The 18940-nt window shown below is 52.2% G+C and carries 5 protein-coding genes and 4 tRNA genes; all 9 read right to left on the reverse strand.

Going from position 1 to position 18940, the window contains the following annotated elements; translation table 11 throughout:
- Positions 1-36: 36 nt before the first annotated feature.
- The 9 genes from AB1I67_RS02055 to AB1I67_RS02095 all read right to left on the reverse strand — a co-directional run bounded on the left by AB1I67_RS02055 (position 37) and on the right by AB1I67_RS02095 (position 18830).
- Entirely contained in the window at positions 37-2883 is a 2847-nt protein-coding gene (locus AB1I67_RS02055) for a hypothetical protein (RefSeq protein WP_367028159.1), read from the reverse strand.
- 274 nt (positions 2884-3157) lie between these two features.
- Positions 3158-14104, reverse strand: a complete 10947-nt coding sequence (locus AB1I67_RS02060) for a Cna B-type domain-containing protein (protein ID WP_367028160.1) — start codon at positions 14102-14104, stop codon at positions 3158-3160.
- Positions 14105-14310: 206 nt separating this feature from the next.
- On the reverse strand, positions 14311-15051 hold the full coding sequence (locus AB1I67_RS02065; RefSeq protein WP_367028161.1) for a LytTR family DNA-binding domain-containing protein: 741 nt from the start codon (positions 15049-15051) through the stop codon (positions 14311-14313).
- A gap of 155 nt (positions 15052-15206) precedes the next feature.
- Positions 15207-15902 carry an MIP family channel protein gene (locus tag AB1I67_RS02070; protein WP_367028162.1) on the reverse strand — a complete coding sequence of 232 codons (696 nt, stop codon included), beginning with the start codon at positions 15900-15902 and terminating at the stop codon, positions 15207-15209.
- A 318-nt stretch (positions 15903-16220) separates the two neighbouring features.
- Positions 16221-16293, reverse strand: a tRNA-Gly gene (locus AB1I67_RS02075).
- An 83-nt stretch (positions 16294-16376) separates the two neighbouring features.
- Positions 16377-16449 (reverse strand) — tRNA-Phe (locus AB1I67_RS02080).
- Positions 16450-16468: 19 nt separating this feature from the next.
- Positions 16469-16554, reverse strand: a tRNA-Leu gene (locus tag AB1I67_RS02085).
- Between the two features lie 5 nt (positions 16555-16559).
- A tRNA-Tyr gene (locus tag AB1I67_RS02090) sits at positions 16560-16641 on the reverse strand.
- Positions 16642-16760: 119 nt separating this feature from the next.
- Positions 16761-18830 (reverse strand): glycoside hydrolase family 13 protein, encoded by a 2070-nt coding sequence (locus tag AB1I67_RS02095; RefSeq protein WP_367028163.1) that lies wholly within the window; start codon positions 18828-18830, stop codon positions 16761-16763.
- Positions 18831-18940: the final 110 nt, after the last annotated feature.

The raw sequence follows: 18940 nt of genomic DNA on the forward strand, positions 1-18940 counted from the left end.
AATCGTCCCGGCAGCTCCATTATCCGTCCCCGGAATCTAGGTTCCGTTCCAGGATGCAGCGCCGCTCACGCGGACCGCACCGGTCACAGCCCCCTCCCAGCTATGGGGGAAGGTCACGCCCAGCGGGAGATCATCCGTGATCACCGCATTGTCGATGGGAAGGCCCTTTTCATTGATCCGGATCTTCCACTGCACCGTATTGTTTTCATAATCATAGAGATACTTCTCTCCGGCGCCGCCGGTAAACGGCTCTGCCGACTTTGCGATCAGAGTATGGGTGATCGGCTGTTTTGCCGTCACCTCGTGTCTCTCGATCGTCTGGTCACCGCTGGTCCCCCAGTACTCCGCCGTATTCTCAATGACAAGGCTGGACACCGCATAGTTCCGGTTTTCCACATAAGTCTGGACCTGGAACTTGTAATAATCCTCCGCCTTCACCCCGTACAGATGGATCAGCAGGATCTGCTTTCCATCCGCCTCGGTTAACGTATAATAATTCTGAGCTGCATATGCGGAAGGATCCGCAGCCGCAGCCGGCTCATAAGGCACAAGCAGGTCTTTACCGTTTGGCTCCGTATCGATCGTCCGATTCGCCGGAGAAGGCGGCAGAGTACGGTCATATCCGGTCAGCACAAGATCCTCGCCGTCCTTCACAACGCCCGCCCAGGAACTGTCGTCTGCAACCAGGGCGTCCTCGATCCACAGCTCATCCAGAGCCACGCCGGGGCGGTTCACTTCAAATTCCCAGGTGATCAGATTGGTCAGTTCATCATAGCGCACGCCTTCCTTGCCTACGGGCTTTACATCGATCTCATACTCTTTCTTGATGGTCACGCTGCCAAAGGGATCGCCGCTGCCGTCTCCGGTTCCAATCCCGGGGCCTTCGCCTTCATTCCATCTCCAGACTGCTTTTACCGAGTTCTCGATCTTCGTGCTGTAATTCAAACCATTCTCGTTGGCTTTGGTGATATCCGTATAATAAGTGATCCTGCTGTCGCCGTTGAGGTACTGGTCCAGCGGGATCAGCATCACAGCCGCGCGCTTCGCCTCCTGCGCCCCATCCTCCGGGCCTTCCTGATCATCATACTCGTAAATGTAAACTTTTCCGTCCAGGTACCGTTCCCCAAGGATCGTCTGGATATCATCTATGGTAATATGCTCATGATCAATATGTTCCGCTCCGGCTGCCAGAAGCTCCTCCTGCGTCAGGACTTCCACCTCCAGGGTCTCCTTCTGCCCGTTCCGGATAATGGTGACCGGATAAGACGGGTCCTCCCAGATATAGTTATGAGTATTCCCAATGTCCTTCAGGCAATCGACCGCATAGAGCTGAACCCCATCGGAAAACTTCGTGCTGATATCGATATTCCACTGATACACCTTCCCATTTACATCCAGAGGCAGCCCTTCTTTTTCTAAGATGCTGCTCCAGTCCAGCCTCGGTTCCACCTTATTGGAGGTGGTCAGTGTGGTGACCTCGTCCTCGTCCTTAAGCACCGCCCGGTTGGGGAATACCTTGTGCAGCTCTCCCTTTGTGGCATACTCCCGCCAGCCCGCCTCGGACAGTCTGGTGTGAAAACGGACCCCAAAGGTCTGCACCACCGCGTCCTCCGTGTCGGTCTCCCCGTCCGCCCCCTCGATCTGGTAGAAAAAGCTCCGTCCATTCTCCTCCAGACAGGCCTCCCAACTGTCATAGCCGCCCAGCTCGCTGACGCTCAATTCTTCCCAGTGATAACCGTCATAGCTGATCTCCACCATATCCAGCAAAAGCCCGTCGGAAATGGTGTCTGAAATGTATTTGCCGATCAGGTTGCTGTCCGACGCCACGACCGTCCCGTCCGCAGCTGCCGCGCGGGTCCTCACCATATGGGACTGCACCGGGACCTCCAGGTCATAGATCAGATCCATATCCCTGGAATCCGGCTCCATCTCCTCCTCGTCCTCATCGTATTCGTCCTCGTATGTATCCATAGCCAGGTTGGACCTGGTCGCTTTCAAGGTATTGCTGCCGGTCGCCACCGCCGCAGCCGCTTCCGCATTGGAGCTGCTGGCATATGCCATGACCGTATAAATGATCGCTGACGGGTCTTCCCCGGAAATATCCGCAAACTTCTCCATCTCATAGTTGGAATCTGTGGCGGTGGGAGTTCCTTCCCCGTTGACCGTGATCTCAATATCCACATTGCCTGCACCCGGCTGCGCATCTACATCCGTCCCCGGCTCATAGCTCTCCAGCAGGCTGAGCTGGATCCCCTTATTGGCAATGATGTTGGTCCGGTTGTAGATCAGGTTGTTCAGAATGATCCTGAAGCGCGGTCCGTCCGCGGTGTTCTCGATCTCCCATGTTCCGATCTTATCACCCCTGGTGGTGACGATGTCCGAGTTGCTCTCCAGATACTCCCGGATCTTTGCCACGTCCAGAAGCCCCTCGTTGACCGTGCAGGTGAACTCCGGGTTCTTCAGGCCGCTCTGCCCCAGAAGATAGTTGTCATAGCTTCCGCCGAACTCCGTATAAAGGGCTTTATAGGCGTCATTGTGCTCAAAATCATAGGCGTCGATCAAAGTCCCGTTCTCAATATACTCAGCCAGCAGCTCATCCCGGTATTCATCGTTCATACCAAAATAGAAATACAGAGAAAGGCTGTCTCCTCCGGAGCCGATCTTATCACCCACTTTTGCGCGGATATAGTCAAACGCAGCCTCAGGATCGCCCTGAAGCACGATCACATTTGCATCATCCGCTTCCGGTACGGATGCAGCAAACGCAGGCTGTGCAGGTAACACAGCCTGTATGACCAGTATCGCGCACAGCAACGCCGCCAGTCTGCGCTTCGCCCAGTCCTTTTTCTCCTGTGTCCACATACCTGCAAAAAATTCTTTCATAGCGATACATCTCCCTCTCAATATCTGGATTCATAATCTTTATGTAGGCCCTGCCGCAGGGGCAGACTTATCCCATATTTTATTCCATATTATAACATGCAGCGGTATCAAAACCGGTTACAAACCTCGGAAAACGCCCCAAATCCGCTGCACGTTCTGCGCATTTTAAGCACAAATCTGCGCGCGCCTGTTCAGAGGCAGAGATATGTGCGCCGAACCAAAAACAGCCATGAAACAGAGCTGCATCTGCGTCTGCCTCATGGCTTGTTTTTATCTATTCTTCGTCCTTCCGTCTGTACCTTGCAAGAAGCACAAGTCCTGCGGCAGAACCGATCAGCGCCGCTGCCAACAGCGCGATCGGGATACTGTTATCTCCTGTCCTGGGCAGCGCCAGCGGCACGCCTCCGTCATCAATGAAAATGATCAGGTTTGCCAGCGGTACACCTTCCTCATCCAGGGTGACCAGCAGATATCTTCCCGAAGGCACATCTTGAAATCCACCTGTATAGGAACCATGGTACAACGGCGCGCCATCCGGGTCACCAGGATCTCGTATCTCTACTGTAGTACCCTTCGGCACATCCGGTCTCCGGTCCGGGGTCGTCGGAATATCCGGCAGACCCGGGCTGTCCGGCGGCAATGTTGTGCTCTCCATGGGGGACTCAGATTCTGAGGGCAGGTCTCCCGCCGATGGCCCTGCGGGGGCCGTGGGAGTCCCCGGTCCTGCCGGTCCTGTGGGAGCTGTGGGGCTTGTGGGATCCTGCGGTGTATTATGGCCGCCTCCCCCGCCTCCGCCTCCGCTGGATTTCTTTCGGTTGACAAATTCTGCCGTGGCAACGGCGCCTTCCACGATCACTCCGTTATCCCCGTTCTTACTGTCCAGGCTGTATCCGCTCTTTTCAAGTTCGGTCACCGTGTAGGTACTTCCCGCTGGAATCCCGTCAATGCGGAAACGTTCTCCGCTGCGGACGGTCAATTCCTTTGTAAAGGTTTTGGTACCGGTCCTTGTCCCATCAACGGTCAACTCCACCTGGAAACTGAAATCTGCGGCGGCCCCGATCTTTAGGGTCTTCGCTACCTCCAGAGAACCGGAGGCCAGCCTGTTGGTGATCTTTGTCTCGCCTGGTACCGCCAAAAAGTTCGGATGATGCTCATAAACGGCCTCATAGCCCGCAGCCCTTCCATGGTCCGTGCGATCGCCTCCGATCTCCGCCTCCACTGCGCGGTACTCGTATGGCTGGTTCTTCTTGTTATGGGTCGGCAGGCCGGTAAATTCCACCGTCCCCCAGCCGTCTGCCCTGTTCATGACAAATACTGCCTTTGACTCCGGCAGGGTATCCCACGCAGCCGCATTTTTAAGCTTTCTCTGAAGCAGGATCTTGATGGTATTCGGGCGCATGCCGTACTCGTCGCCTCCATCCTCCCACTCTTTGCTCACTTTGAGGCTGGTGGTGTTCATCCTGTTGGCGATCATACCGCTCTCCGCATTGGAACCGGATGCCGTGGGGATGTAACCGTCTACCCCCAGCTCTCTGGCATAATAGCGGATTTCCTGCCCTTCATTCTGGTATTTGTACAGATCCGTCCAGGTATACGTCCACCTGCCGTCTGCATCCGGGACGAGAGTTACCGGGTCTCCCACGGCTTTTTCCACCCCCGCCAGGCTATCGGCGTTGTCCGCTTCAAGCATATAGAGCTGCACCTGGATGGAGTCCGGGCGAACCTCCTCTTTCCAGTCATCATCACCAAGCCAGAGCTTTTCGATGGTGTAGGTGGTCTTTGCCGGGCGGTGGGTGTTGGTTACCAGCAGCGGGGTGTCTTTTGAAGCTCCGTTATTGAGAGCCGTTTCCGAATCGGTTGTACTTCCAGTGTAAGAAGCCGTATAACCATCGAGATCCGTTACTTCCATCACTGTATAAGTGATTCGGTCCCCCTCGCTGTCCTTCACCGGAAGGCCGGACCAGGATACGGGACCGTCTGCATATCTGCCGACCAGTTTATCCTGCTGTCCAACGGCAGGACTGCCGTCCGCCAGAAGCCTCAGGGTAATATCTTTTCTCAACCCATCCCGGTTCTCTTCGTCCTCCCATATCTTCCTGGCATAGATGGTCCGCGTATCCCAGGTGTTGGTGATCGTGACAGCCTGCGCGTTAGCCCCGCTGCCGCTGTCTGCCCCCACATCTCCTTTTACTCCTGCAGTCTCAAAACCCGTTCCATCAGCCGCTCCCGCATTCCCATTTCCATAGCTGCTGGTATATCCGGATATGGCTGATTCTTCTTTTACATAATAAGTGATCTTCTGGCCTCCGCCGCTGCAGACCGGAAGACCGGACCACTCCGCCATCCACTGCCCTGACGCTCCGACTGTTTTTTGCAGAGGATTTCCGGCTTGATCCGTGACCGGGACCGGCTTTGTATCGCCAGCCTTTTTCTGATACAATCCCAGAAGGACCGTATCCGGGCGACGGCTCAAAATACCGTCATCATCCCCGGCCCATTCCTTTAATGCCGAAACCTTCATGGTCTTTGGCGTGTAGGTATTCGTCACGGTTATCGTGACCACATGGTCCCGATCTCCCGCAGCTTCTCCCGCCACTCCGTTCCCCGGGCTGTAGGATGCGGTATATGCTGAATCCCCCGGCAGGGTTTCAACTGCACGGTAATAGTACGTCTTACCCTCCGGGTTTTGTATTGGAAGGCCCTCCCACTCGGCAAACCAGAGGGCGTCTGCTCCTGAAGATCCGGTCTGTCCCGCCAGTGGTTTCTCTCCCATGGAAACCATTCTTGATGGTTCTGTTTCAGACTGGTCCAGGGTCTGGTACAGAGTAACGTTTATGTTGGAGGGTTGTGTTTCCCGTATGCCATCCTGATCATTCTGGTCCTCCCACTGTTTTTCCACCCGTATGGGGGCAGAGGTGTTCAAAGTGTTGGTGATCGTCTGGTCCGCCCCTGACGAGCCATCCCTGACATGGGATGTCACCCGGTATCCACCTGCGGTTTCCAGACCTGATGTACCGTCAGGATTCCATTTTACCGGATACGATACAGCTCCCTCCCCATTTCCAAATATCATGGCTGTTTCCCGGATCTGGTAGGCGTACTGTTCTCCTTCCGCGTTCGTTTTCGGAAGGCCATCATACTTTAACTTAAAATCAGCGTTTCCAGCCAATGCCTCGCCATTCTTAAATCCATCCTTTGTAATGATGACAGGCGCAGCCATGGATTGCGGGACCTTTTCATACTCTGACCGATCCCCGGATCTGCGGTACAGCTCAAACCGCACGGAATCTGGCCTGGTATGATAACGGTCATCGTTATCTGCCCACTCCTTTTCTGCCTGCACAGATGTGGTGTCCAAGGTGTTCTTGAGAGAAACTTCACCACTATGGCTATCCGTAACAGATATGATTTCAGGTGTGAATTCCGTACCATCCCCCTCTGCAAACGGCTTATAGCCGGCTGCCGTCCCTGGCACGAATCTGCCGCCCTTCACTGTACCCTCTTTTACATAGTAAGTGTAGGGAATCCCGCCTGAGGCATAGGGAAGATCATCAAATGTCACAGACGCCCAGCTTTCCATCGTATCCCCGGACTCAGGCGCGCGGAGCACCGCCATCTGGGCTTCTGGCTGACTGCCGTTTTCAGGCACGTTGTATGCCACCTCTTCTGCGCCGTCTATGCCGGCCTTACGCAGAAGCACTACGGAAACCGTTTCCGGACGTACCTGCCATGCGTTATTCTGGTCGTCCCACTTTTTAGTGAAGGTTACCTGAATATCTGTGATCTGTCCATGTGTATTTCTAATCGTCCATACAGAACTGTCCGCATCTGGTTCCTTCACCACAGAAGTGTAAAACTTAGCTCCCTCTCCCTCCATAGTTTCTCTTATAAAATAAACCGCCTTTTTTGTTTCATCGACAGGCATATGGGTCGGTAGATTCTCCCAGGTGACCGTGTTGGCACTGCGGCTTACCCCGGTTTTAGGATTTTTTTCTGCATCGTCAGGGGACTCCAGGATCTGCACAGTATCCAGTTGTTCCGCCGTACTCTCCTCTGCCCCCTCAGCCATCCGCCACAGCTGCGCACAGGCTGTTATCTTACCGCGAAGTCCATCTACATCCTCATCGTCGTCCCACTCTTTTTCAGCCGTAATATGGATTCCCGTATGTATTACGGTGTTTTTCAGCGTGGAGGAATACGGCCCGCTTCCATCAGCTTCCCCACTATGTATATCGGCATTGCCATCATGTACATATCCAGCAGGCACAGCTTTCTCTACGGCGCGATACGCATATTCTCTTAAGGCCGGGGAAGTATCTGTTGTATAACCGTATTGGGGCAGGTCTGTTATGGAAGCCGTCCATGTCTCTGCCGTCCTATCGCCGCTCACCTTCCATGTAACAGTTTCTCCCTCCACCTGATAATCCGACCAGCCGGCAGAAGCTTCGTCTACCGCTTTCCGTTCTACTGTAAGCGTAATTTCCTCAGGTCTGGTCTGATACAGATTCTTAGAATCATCCCATGTCTTCGTTACATTCAGCCCTACTGTCTGGAGCTTGTTTGTGACCGTGAGCAGATTATTTCCACGATCCATTGCAGATACTGTAAGCGCGTTGGAATCACTGCCTTCCCCAAACAGCTTTTTCAGATTCTCATCTTTAATCGTTTCTTTGACAAAATAAGCGTACTCTGTGCCATTTGGCGCATATTTCGGAAAGCCCTTCATCGGATCCTTTGGTTTAAAACAGAATCCCCACGGCGCCGAAGTATCCGTGCTGCCACTCGGTTCTGTCCACGCAAATTCTGCATCCACCATCTCCTCTGCATTCCTGCCAGTCTCACTGTTTACATACCGTCTGTATAGTTCCATCGTGATGCCAGCACGCGCCTCCAGCGTCAGCTTGTCCTGATGCTCCGTATAAGCCCATGCTTTTTGGCCTTTTATCTCGGTTACTTCCTCTGTTGACGGAACATAAGTATTTTCAATCGTCTTTTTCACAGACTGTTGATCCAGTGTAAACCGCTCAGCTTCAGGTGTTACCCACATGCCGGTGTCAGCTTCCTGAGCCGTCAGGCTGGATTGATATCCATTCAGCTTTGTTTCTTTTAAGTAATACTGATATGGCTGCATGGTTGGAGCCGTCTTTGGCAGCCGTTCAAAATAAACCGTGTTTTTCTCATCGGCGGACTGGCTGTATTTTACAGTTTTACCTTCTACTTTTTCTGCTGTATAAGGTATGGGAGTTGCCTTATCGCCCTCCCCCAGCTTTGTCATCATCCGCCAAAGTTCTACCGTGATAACCGGGCCTTCTTTATCCGGATCCGCCTGAATATCTGCCGGAACACCGGCCCAGCTTTTTACCATCTCAACCTGAAAGGACGTATCACCTGTATAAGTGTTTTTGATAATAAAACTTTTCTCATCCGATGTTCTCTTATAGTAGCCCAGGCTTTCCAGGTCTTTGCCGTCGATTGTTTTTTCAGCCACATGGTAAGTCAGCTCCTGGCCGGTTGCCTCATCATACTTGGGGAAACCTCCATCCTGCTCCGGCCCGGTAAATTGATATTCGTAGCTGTAGTTTTCACCCGGCAGGGTACAGGTATATACACTGCCGCTCTCTCCAGGCCGCTCTAAAACATTTGTATACGAAGCCGTATCATCATGCAGCGGCTTTACCTGTAATTCCAGCTTTAATTTAGGGAAATCGCCATTCTCCTGCTTTAGGCCGCCCATATTATCCCATATCTTTTTGCCTGTCACCTTTACGCTGTCCTCACGGATATTGACCACAGTTGCGGTATCATGAGGCATTGGATACCAGAATACCTCATCTTTTGAAATACCCTTCAGCAACTCTGTGTCAGGCCCGATATTCTCCGGGGTTTCATCATAATAATAAGGCTTATACCGGCTGCTGTTGCCGTTCATCCCTTCACTCAGGTAATACGTATACTCCCTACCTTCCCCGTCGTAGCGCGGCGCAGAATCAAACACATACTTAAACCAGTTGTCTTTCTGAGCTTCATATCCACCCGGAGGAGCATAGCTGTCATCCTTGATGGCTTTGCCCGCTTCCGCTGCCGGTTCCAGAGTCTTTCCGCCATCCACGGAACGCATCAGCGAAAAATAGACATCTGCCCGCGGGCTTGTATTGGGACCATCATCCTTCCAGTATTTATAAATCTCGATGGTACGTTCCTGGCTCCGCTGATTTACGGCATGAAATGCGATCCTGTCGTTGGTCTTTTTGCCAGTGTCCGGATCCGTGCTGCTGTGTTCATAGGGCGCTGTCACTATAGAAGCGGTGTAATGATGGACAACGCCCGGCCCGCCATTTGTCAGATCCGTAAAATCTGCGCCTCCGGAAACAACTGCCTCATCACCTATCTTTGTTTCCCTGACCGTGTAAAGATATAGTTCGCCCTTTTCATCATATTTGGGCAGATCTGTCCACTGGATCAAAGGCTGGTCATGGTCTTTTGCCTGACTCTTGTTGGTTGCTGTTGTCTGGGGATTTTTATTATTGCCTGCGGCATCCTTATTGTCCGCTGCATCCTTATTGTCCGCGGCATTCCAGGAATACGGCTCATCATTCTGAAAAAGCTGGAATTCCGCATTTTTCGGGCGGTGTCCATCGGTCACATCACCAGCAGCTATCACAGGATCCTCGGCAACCCCATCCTTCCACTCTTTTGTGACAGCAACATCGACAACCCCTCTGCGCAGGTTTGTGATCGTACATTTCCCTGCGGAGTAACGATTCGTCACCGTATAGATATGATATTCATTCTCAACCGTTCCGGACGCCGTATAGTTCCCGGATGTACCTTTAATAAACTCAGGACTTTCATAATCCACCTCATGTCTGTGGTCTGCACTGTTCTTCCCCAGTGCAGTCTCCACCACCATATATGCGTCTGGATTCTTTATGGTATCTTCCTTGTCAGTGATGGAGATATATCCTTTCCAGCCGTCTTCCTCCGTCAGGAATGTCTTCTTGTCAGTTTTCTTCCAGCTGCCATCCGGGTCTTTCTCGTAAAGGGTAACCTCCGCTGGCTCGCGGTGAGGCAGGTCGCCGCCATCCAGCCATATCTTCTCAACCTCTATGCCCGCACCTTTTCCCGGCGGCGGGTTCGACACTTTTGTGACCCAGGTATCATCCTCTTTGTCACTCTCCGCCTCATCATCTGACGCCCATTCCCCCAGATCCCAGTTGTACCGGTAAGTGATCCGGCCCACGCTGCCCTTTGCTTCCACTGTTTCTGTTATGGTATAAACGTGCTCTTTGCCGTTTTCATCATACCGGGGCCATTGGTTTTCATTGCCCTTTTCTGAATTGAGGAACGGAATCGTCTGGATCTTCCCATCGATCAGGGGATTGATCTCTGGTTTCTCCAACGTCTCATCTGCCAGCAGGCTGTTATCCCTGAAAAGTTCAAATGTCAGCTTTACAGGATAATCCTCCGGCTTTACTTTTGTCCAGTCGCCTTCCCAATATTTATCCACACGTATCTGAATATCATTTTCAAGAGTATTGGTGATCTTCCATCCTGTCTCACCGTCAGATTCCGTTTTTTCACGAAACCTGTACTGCAGATTTCCGTCAAAATGCCCCTGCGTGGTCTTAAAAACAAGGCTGGTTATATCGCCGTCCGTGTTTTTTACCTCTTCCTTTGCCAGCTCCACATACTGGGCGTCCTCATCACCAGGGTGGGCGGCTTTTGTCTTATCTGTCCGCAGCCAGATGCGGTTCTCCGACACTTCATACTCATACAGATAACCGTCATCATCATATTGAAACAGATTGCCCACCGTCGTCCCCATCGTCAGGGTTTCTGCACTAAATCCTGTGATGACCGGACAGACGCCTCCTTCAAAATATTCCGGCTTCATAGTCTGCCACCCGGTGTCTTTGGGGTTCTGGCTCCTTCGCATCACCTCCAGCTCTACTTTTGCGTCAATGTTCTGGTATGCGGCGCTTTTCCAGGTCTTGGTCACCGGCAGGCTGATCCTGCCTTCCCGCTTATTGGTCACCGTCTCGCCGTTTGCCACAAGCGGCAGGCCGGAATCTGCAAAGAATGACTTGCCGCCGTCAGCAGCAGTGATCTTCTGAACATACTCTCCGCTGTTTGTTCCGCTCAAAAGCTCCCGCACGAAATATATATACTCTTCCCCATTTGCATCAAACCGTGGGAATATGGCGGCTGTTATCTTATCCTGCCCCGCTGTTTTTTCTCCCCAGATGATTCTGCCTTCGATCTTTTTACCCGTGGGGCTGAGATCCGCTGCCGTTTTAGTTTCTACAGAAGAAGCCTGGGCATATCCCTTTACCGGGTCAAGGCTGGACGGGAAACGCATCAGCTGGAATGTCAAGTCGGGCGTCTCTGTAATATCCGCATTTCCGTCTTTCCACAGCTTTGTGAAAGCCACAGTGGTATCTCCCTGGAGCAGATTCGTAATATATCCGCCGTCATAGCATTTTTCCTTCTCGTTAAAGTAATTGACAAGGTTCGTGCATGTTGGTACATACCAGGCCTTCGGGTCGTCTGTCTTTATAGTGCCGTCCGGGTCTGTTTTCTCTTTCAGATAATAAGCATAAGGCAGTCCCTTGTCATCATACTCCACCAGATTCTCAATCCTGACATCCCAGAAAAGACTTTCCGCATCTCCTTCGACGGTAATACTGTTTTCTACTGTCTGACCTTTGTTATCTGCCGCATCAAAAATAACAGGTTCATCCGGACCACCCGCCGGATCTGACCGGTAAAGCTCCAGATGATCCTTAAAAGTTTCTGCTGCCGCAAACCTGAGAGTCTCATTGTTTGAATCCAGCCATAGGATCGTTGCATCAAAGGTCATATAGCTGGTATTTATGATCACCTTCTCGTAGATGGAGTCTTCCGCATATGTGGTCTTATAGCCTTTTACAGGATCTTCCATCAGGTCATAGGACAGAGCGTTTCCTTCTTTATCTGCCACGGGCATCTTCTCATAGACAATCGCCCATTCATTCGCTCCAAGTCCGGTATCAATCGTGACAGAGGGATCATTAAGCCCTAATTTATCGGTCTCCTCTGAAGTGAGAGGGCTTCCATCTGTCCTTGTCACCGACAGTTTCAGGTGATCCTGCAAATCATATCCACTGGGGCGTTGTCCGACCCCGTTCTGGTTCCCATTGTCATTCCAGCTCTTTTTGTACTGCTTCAGCTGGTATTTGATATTGGTAAAGGTCTCCGTCTGATCTTTGGATATCTGTTTTGTCCGGGCAGCTTCACCACCATAGAGAAGAGAAAATTCATCCTCCGGGGCTTCCGCTTTTTGCGTTACACAGTATGTCTGTCCCACGATCAGCGGTATGATGGCCTGCTGATTTTCTGAGAGCCGGATCGTTCCGTCAGCTGTACTGGTTTCTTCATAACGCCCCGTCTTTTTATCAGTTATTATCCTGTAGGATCCGCTGTACTGGCTGAGGGAAAACGCTGTATCCCCCGTTTTTAACTCATAAGTGAAACTCCCGGTCTCGCCGCCGCTCTTTCCGTCAAAGTATACATTGTCTATGGTCAGCTTCACCGGCGTCTCAGCACGCAGCGTAAACATCCCCGGTAGCTCCGCGTCCAGCCTGCTGCGCAGGTCATAGCTGCTGCCTGCCGTCACAGACGCCTCGGTCGGGATCACTGCATAGCCCTCCGGCTTGTCTGCACGGATCGTAAATATTTGGTCTTTTGGCAGCCCATCTACCATATATGCCAGATAATCTCCGTTCTCGTAACCCCCATCGCCGCGGTTCAGCTCCACCTTCACCCGGTCCGTCACTTCTTCACCTGCCGCATATACGTGCAGGATATCCAGGAAGTCCAACTCCCTCACCAGGGGGTTCCGGCTGCTGATATGGATCAGGCCGCGCACACTTCCCGTTCTTAAGTTCTGCTGGATCGTCTTTGTTTCTCCCGCTGCCAGGATGGTCTCATCCAGTCCTTCCGCCTCATAAGCAGGCAGGTTCTGTCCCAGGATATAGCGTTCTCCTTTTATCAGCCCCTCTATGGTATAGGCCCATGCATCCGTGTCCGTTTTTTCGGTGCGGATAGCTGTCCGGGATGTTACATTCTTTCCAGCTTCGTCATATACCTGCAAAAAGTCTGCCGAATCCGGACGCATCCCCCAAAGATCATCCTGGTCATTCCAGGAGATAACTCCAGTTACGCTATAGGTGACCGGTTGTTCCGGTATGGCAGGTTCGTGGTAAATGGTCCCGCCCGCAAAAGCATAGTCCTTCTCCCCCGTATAATCCCCACGGTTCTCATAACGAACCTGATAATCCTCATACCCGGATACCGCCTCAATGCGGTACTCAACCGCTGTACAGGTCAGCGGATTGTACTGAGGCACACGCTCTACAGACCAACGGCCTTTTTTTACATCCAGAAGGACCTCCGGCCTGCCATCCAGTCCGGCTCCGGAAGTATTGTCTCCGCAGGATTCCAGGAAATCTTCATCCGCCTCCCGCACACATCCCGCCTCCAGTGTCACCCGTTCCGGATCATGGTCATCTGCACCGTCAAATATATAGGCCCCTTCCACATCCGTGTAGGGAATATAGACCAGACGCGTCCCCGCAGCGGGGAATTCCACACCGTTTACCCCCAGGATCTCTGTGCCTTCCATGTCCGTCCAGTACAGTACATCCTGCCTTCTTATGGCCCGGCTGTCTGTAGCAAGATCGCTGCCGCTTGCCATATTGGAAGGAGTAGCGGCTCCTCTGGCAGCGTCCCGGATCGTATACTCGTACTCATTGCCGTCTGCATCCTCAAAGGGAAGCTCCTCAAAACGGTACTCCCACACATCGTATTCCGCATCACTGGCGCTGGCAAGCCCTGCACGGCCGATACCATCCTCCAGATCATTGATCAACTCAAAGGAATCATCATACAGATCAAACGGCTGCCGGCTGTCCATTGCCTTTACAAAAACCGGTCTGCGGGATGTATCAGGACGTCCGTTGACATACAGTCTCAGATCAATGTCCTTCGTCACATCACATCCTTCTGCCAGGCTCACGATCCTTCCCCTCAGGGTAACGGTCTCCACCTGTTCTTTACTGGCGGACTCCGATGCTGCTGATGCCGTCCCCGGCGTCGCCGCGCTGATCTGCATCATCAGCATGCTGCACACCAGAACTGCCGATACCTTCCGTTTGATCCTGTCCATCCATGTTTTCTTCATTTGCCATATCCCCCTGCATTATCTGTCCGTCTGTGCCGGACTATCCGGATAATAAAATAGCCGGACTGCAAACACAAAATTTGCATCCGGCAATAACCTTATTTTTTCAAACTTATATCGCTTGCTGTATATCTTTATTTTATTATTGGAGGGCATGACTTTCAAGTACAGGAACTCCGCAAATGTACTCCTCTTTTACTCTGAACTTATCTCCAGTCCGACTTCGAGAGAAACTCCAGGTACCGCTTCTTCACCACAGCCAGATTGTTCCGGCTGATCGGGACGATCACCCCATCAGTCATCATAAAATCATGGGAAAGCACCTTCTCCACATGCTCCATATTGATCACAAATGACTTGTGCGGCTGTATAAAACGCTCATCTGCCAGCAGCTGTTCCAACTGTTTTTCAAAGGGCTTGCGGATATAGACACTCTCATAAGTCTCTCCGCCTTCCAGATAAAAATGCATTACCCTGGAAATGTTTTCCACCCTGAACAGGCGGCTCAGCTCAATATTCACGATCCCTTCCCGGCTTTTAAATGTGTATATGCTCTCCTCCCGGGACTCCAGCTGATGCACCACATGACTCATACACTCTGTAAATTGCTCTTCGTTCACGGGCTTCAGCAGATAACCATTGGCATATACGCTGAACGCACCCAGCGCAAATTCAGGAGACCCGGTCACATAGATGATCGCGCTCTTGGGACTGAGCTGGCGGATCTCCCTGCCAAGACTGATGCCGTCCCCTTCATCCATCATGATATCCAGAATATAGATATCATACCGCTCTCCCTGCCTCAGTTTTTCCATTAAGTTGGTGACAGACAAGGTCTGTTCCACTGTAAATACCTTTTCCACGTGATGATTCCGGTATCTCTCAACCATACCCGCAATCTGATTCAAATCAAACTCATCATCATCACACATGACTATCTTAAGCATATTTCTCATCCTCTGCATTTTTATCCATGTCTGTATATTGTACCATGCGGACTTTCGTATTGAAAAGCGCAGTCATTCTGTCACCCGCATGCCCGCGTATGAAAAAAGGGCGAAGGACCTGTATCCTCCGCCCTCATACAGTCTGTCACAATAGTTTACTTTTCAGATGTGATAAACTTGTACACGTAAGCTGCCAGTGCCGCGCCTGCCAGCGGCGCCACAATAAACAACCAAACCTGGCTCAATGCCTGTCCGCCTGCCAGCAACGCCGGTCCGAAGCTTCTCGCCGGGTTCACGCTGGTCCCTGTAAACGGGATTCCCAAAATATGGATCAGGGTCAGGGTCAAGCCAATGACAAGACCTGCTACCGGGCTGTTCTCCACCTTGGAGGTAACGCCCAGGATCGCCAGAAGGAAGGTAAAGGTCAAAACCACTTCAACCAGGAAGGCAACTCCCATCCCGGTCCCCAGTGCGCTTGCGGCGCCGTAACCGTTGGTTCCCAGAGATGCATTGCTCCCGAAGAATACACACAAAACCGCCGCACCCACAATGCCGCCTGCAAACTGTGCTATGAGATATCCCACGAAATCCTTAGAATCCAGTTTGCCGCTGATGAACATCGCAAGGGATACCGCCGGGTTGATATGACAGCCGGATACATTGCCGATCGAGTAGGCCATGGCAACGATAGACAGGCCAAATGCAAAAGAGATCAGCAGAGTAGAAAATGCCAAAGGCAGTTCCTGTCCTGCGCCGCCCAGCAGGGTGTTTGCCGCTACTGCGCTTCCGCAGCCAAAGATGACCAGTACCATGGTGCCAATAAACTCTGCTACATACTTCTTCATGTTCATACCAAAACCCTCCGTAAGTTCAATCGGGGTTGTTAAAATACCCCTTGATAGTTTAAGTATATTCGTAAGCATTGTAACTTTCAAGTGCCGATTATACGCACTTTTTCACAATATTGACATATCTCTCACATAGAAATGCGGCAGCCTCTGCTGTAAGGCTCCTGCCGGATTGCTCCATCAAAAAAATCCGGGGTGTCTGCACATCTTGCAGACAGCCCCCGGACCCTCTCCTGCTCTACCCTGCCATACACAGGTAAAAAAGATCAAAAAAAGCCGGAATTCCTTGTAAAATCAAGGTTCCGGCAACCAAATAAAAAGAGCGCGAGACGGGACTCGAACCCGCGACCCCGACCTTGGCAAGGTCGTACTCCACCAACTGAGCCACTCGCGCATACGCCAGCATACTATAATACTCTGCTGAACGGTAATAATTTTATCATGATTCTGCAAAAAAATCAAGTGTTTTTTGCAAAATGCCTTGGACCGGAATCGAACCAGTGACACGTGGATTTTCAGTCCACTGCTCTACCAACTGAGCTACCAAGGCACGTCTGTCAAAGCCGAAATGCCGCAGGCCGGAATCGAACCGGCACGGGAGATTAGTCCCGCAGGATTTTAAGTCCTGTGCGTCTGCCAGTTCCGCCACTGCGGCAGACATGGATGGAGGTGGATTCGAACCACCGAAAGCACAGCTAACAGATTTACAGTCTGCCCCCTTTGGCCACTCGGGAACCCATCCATACAGGCTTTAACAAGCACGCTTTATCTTATCACAGCATCATGCAAAAATCAAGTATTTTTAACTTGAGTTTCCGCATTTTGCAGCGGCGGCAGGCGGGGGACCGGACAGCATGATGTTTAAATCTCAACGCCAGTATTCAACAAAATACTGCTGTTGGCTCCCAGTGTCAGCTTCAGGATCCCGCCCTGGGCATGGTACTGCATCCGCCCGGCATTGTATCCCGCCGCGCTGGTCAGCATAACGCGCTCCAACACATCCTCATCCCGGATGCCCAGCTCCCATACAGGGATCTCCACCTCACGGCTGTCGCCCCGGTTATTGACCGCTACGACGCAGCGGTTCCTTCCACGAGTGCGCCCATAAGCGATCAGCTGACGGTCCGCCACAAGCTGCTTTAAGGAGCCTCGCCGCAGTGCCGGAAGCTTCTTGTGCAGATCCACCATATACCGGTGGAATTCGATCAGCTCATAATCCTCCTCGCCCCAGGGATAGGTCCTCCGGTTGTCCGGATCAGTCCATCCGCAGACGCCGGTCTCGTCACCATAATACAGAGTCGGCGCTCCCGGCCAGGTCATCTGTACCATGACCGCCTCGCGGAATACTCCGTAATTGACTCCAAAGCTGGCCATCGCCGCCCCAGCCGTACCGATCCGCCCCACGATCTGGTTGGTCCTGGTGAGAAAACGGCTGTGGTCGTGGTTGGACAGCTGGTTCATCGCCACCATCACAGACTGGGTCTGCATCCGGCTCATATGATAATACATGGAACGGAAAAAGCTCACTCCATCCCCGTACAGGGCTCCATTATATTCATCGCTGTGCTTCTCCATGCCGGTCAAAAACCAGGTCAGGGGTTCCATGAACGCGTCATAGTTCATGACCGTGTCCCACTGGTCTCCCTGCAGCCAGCTGCTGGGATCACCGTAATGCTCCGCCAGGATCAGGGCGCCTGGATTGGCGCTCTTTACATTGTCCCGGAAATCACGCCAGAACTTATGGTTGAACTCACTGCTGTGTCCTAGATCCGCCGCCACATCCAGGCGCCATCCGTCCACATTAAACGGCGGCGACACCCACTTGCGGGCAATCTTCATGATATACTCGTACAGCTTGGAGGAATCCTCATAATTGAGCTTGGGCAGGGTATCGTGGCCCCACCATCCGTCGTAATTGCCGTTGTCCGGCCATGCATCCTCATTGTAAAACTTGAAGAAGGTGCGGTAGGGACTGTCTGCCTCAAGATATGCCCCAGGCTCATAGCCGCCCTGCCGGATATAGATCTTTTCCCGGTCCAGCCACTTGTTGAAAGAACCGCAGTGATTGAACACGCCGTCAATGATGACCTTCATCCCCCGCTTATGGACCTCCTCCATAAACCGGGCAAAAAATGCATCGCTGGCATCCAGGTTCTCCGGCGCTGCGCTGCGGAGCTGATAGCGGGTAGCTTTTTCATTGGAAACCGCATCCGGCGCCACATTCTCACCGCCGTCCTGCGCGATCACCCCGTAATGAGGGTCTATATGGTCATAATCCTGACTGTCATACTTATGATTGGACGGCGACACAAAAAGAGGGTTAAAGTAGATCACCTCCACGCCAAGGTACTGCAGATAATCCAGCTTATCCCAGACTCCCTGCAGATCCCCGCCGTAAAAGCAGCCCACATCCATCGTAGAAGGATTGGTATTCCAGTCCTCTACCTTGTGCACCGGCCGGCCAATATAGACATATTCGCACTCCTGGACGTCATTGTCCGTATCTCCATTACAGAAACGGTCTACAAAGATCTGGTACATCACAGCTCCCTTGGCCCACTCCGGCGTGTGGAAGCCCGGCGTAATGCGGAATGCATAGCAGCTCTGGATGTCCATGGTTGCGCCCAGACGGTTGAAGTAACAGATCTCGCCGCCCTTCACCACCTGAAAATAATACCGCTGCGGCTCGCTGTCCGCCACGGTCACATATTCATAATAATCAAAAAGCTCATCCGACGACACCTTCGTCATCTCAGCCTCAATGTTCTTGTCTTCTTCGATATAGGAAACCCGGTCCGCATCCGCCTTCGCAGTACGAAAACGCAGCTTCACCGGCTCTCCGGCATCCGGCTCCTCCGGTATGCGGTAATCCGATGTCTCGTCCGCAAACAGGGCCTGCCGGTTCATTTTACGATTCTGTTCCTCCAACATAATGGATATTACCTTTCAGTTGTCATTACCTTTATTCTATCCGATTCCCCCGGAAGATACAACTCCTTTTTATTATAAGGACATCCGGACAGCGAAAGAGCCAGCGGGGT

Origin of the sequence: Clostridium sp. AN503, assembly GCF_040719375.1 — a bacterium.
Lineage (GTDB): Bacteria > Bacillota > Clostridia > Lachnospirales > Lachnospiraceae > Brotaphodocola.

What these genes read in the sequence shown, in the direction of transcription:
- AB1I67_RS02095 (WP_367028163.1), bottom strand. Translation starts at nt 18,830, where the DNA reads ATGTTGGAGGAACAGAATCGTAAAATGAACCGGCAGGCCCTGTTTGCG.
- AB1I67_RS02070 (WP_367028162.1), bottom strand. Translation starts at nt 15,902, where the DNA reads ATGAACATGAAGAAGTATGTAGCAGAGTTTATTGGCACCATGGTACTG.
- AB1I67_RS02055 (WP_367028159.1), bottom strand. Translation starts at nt 2,883, where the DNA reads ATGAAAGAATTTTTTGCAGGTATGTGGACACAGGAGAAAAAGGACTGG.
- AB1I67_RS02065 (WP_367028161.1), bottom strand. Translation starts at nt 15,051, where the DNA reads ATGCTTAAGATAGTCATGTGTGATGATGATGAGTTTGATTTGAATCAG.
- AB1I67_RS02060 (WP_367028160.1), bottom strand. Translation starts at nt 14,104, where the DNA reads ATGAAGAAAACATGGATGGACAGGATCAAACGGAAGGTATCGGCAGTT.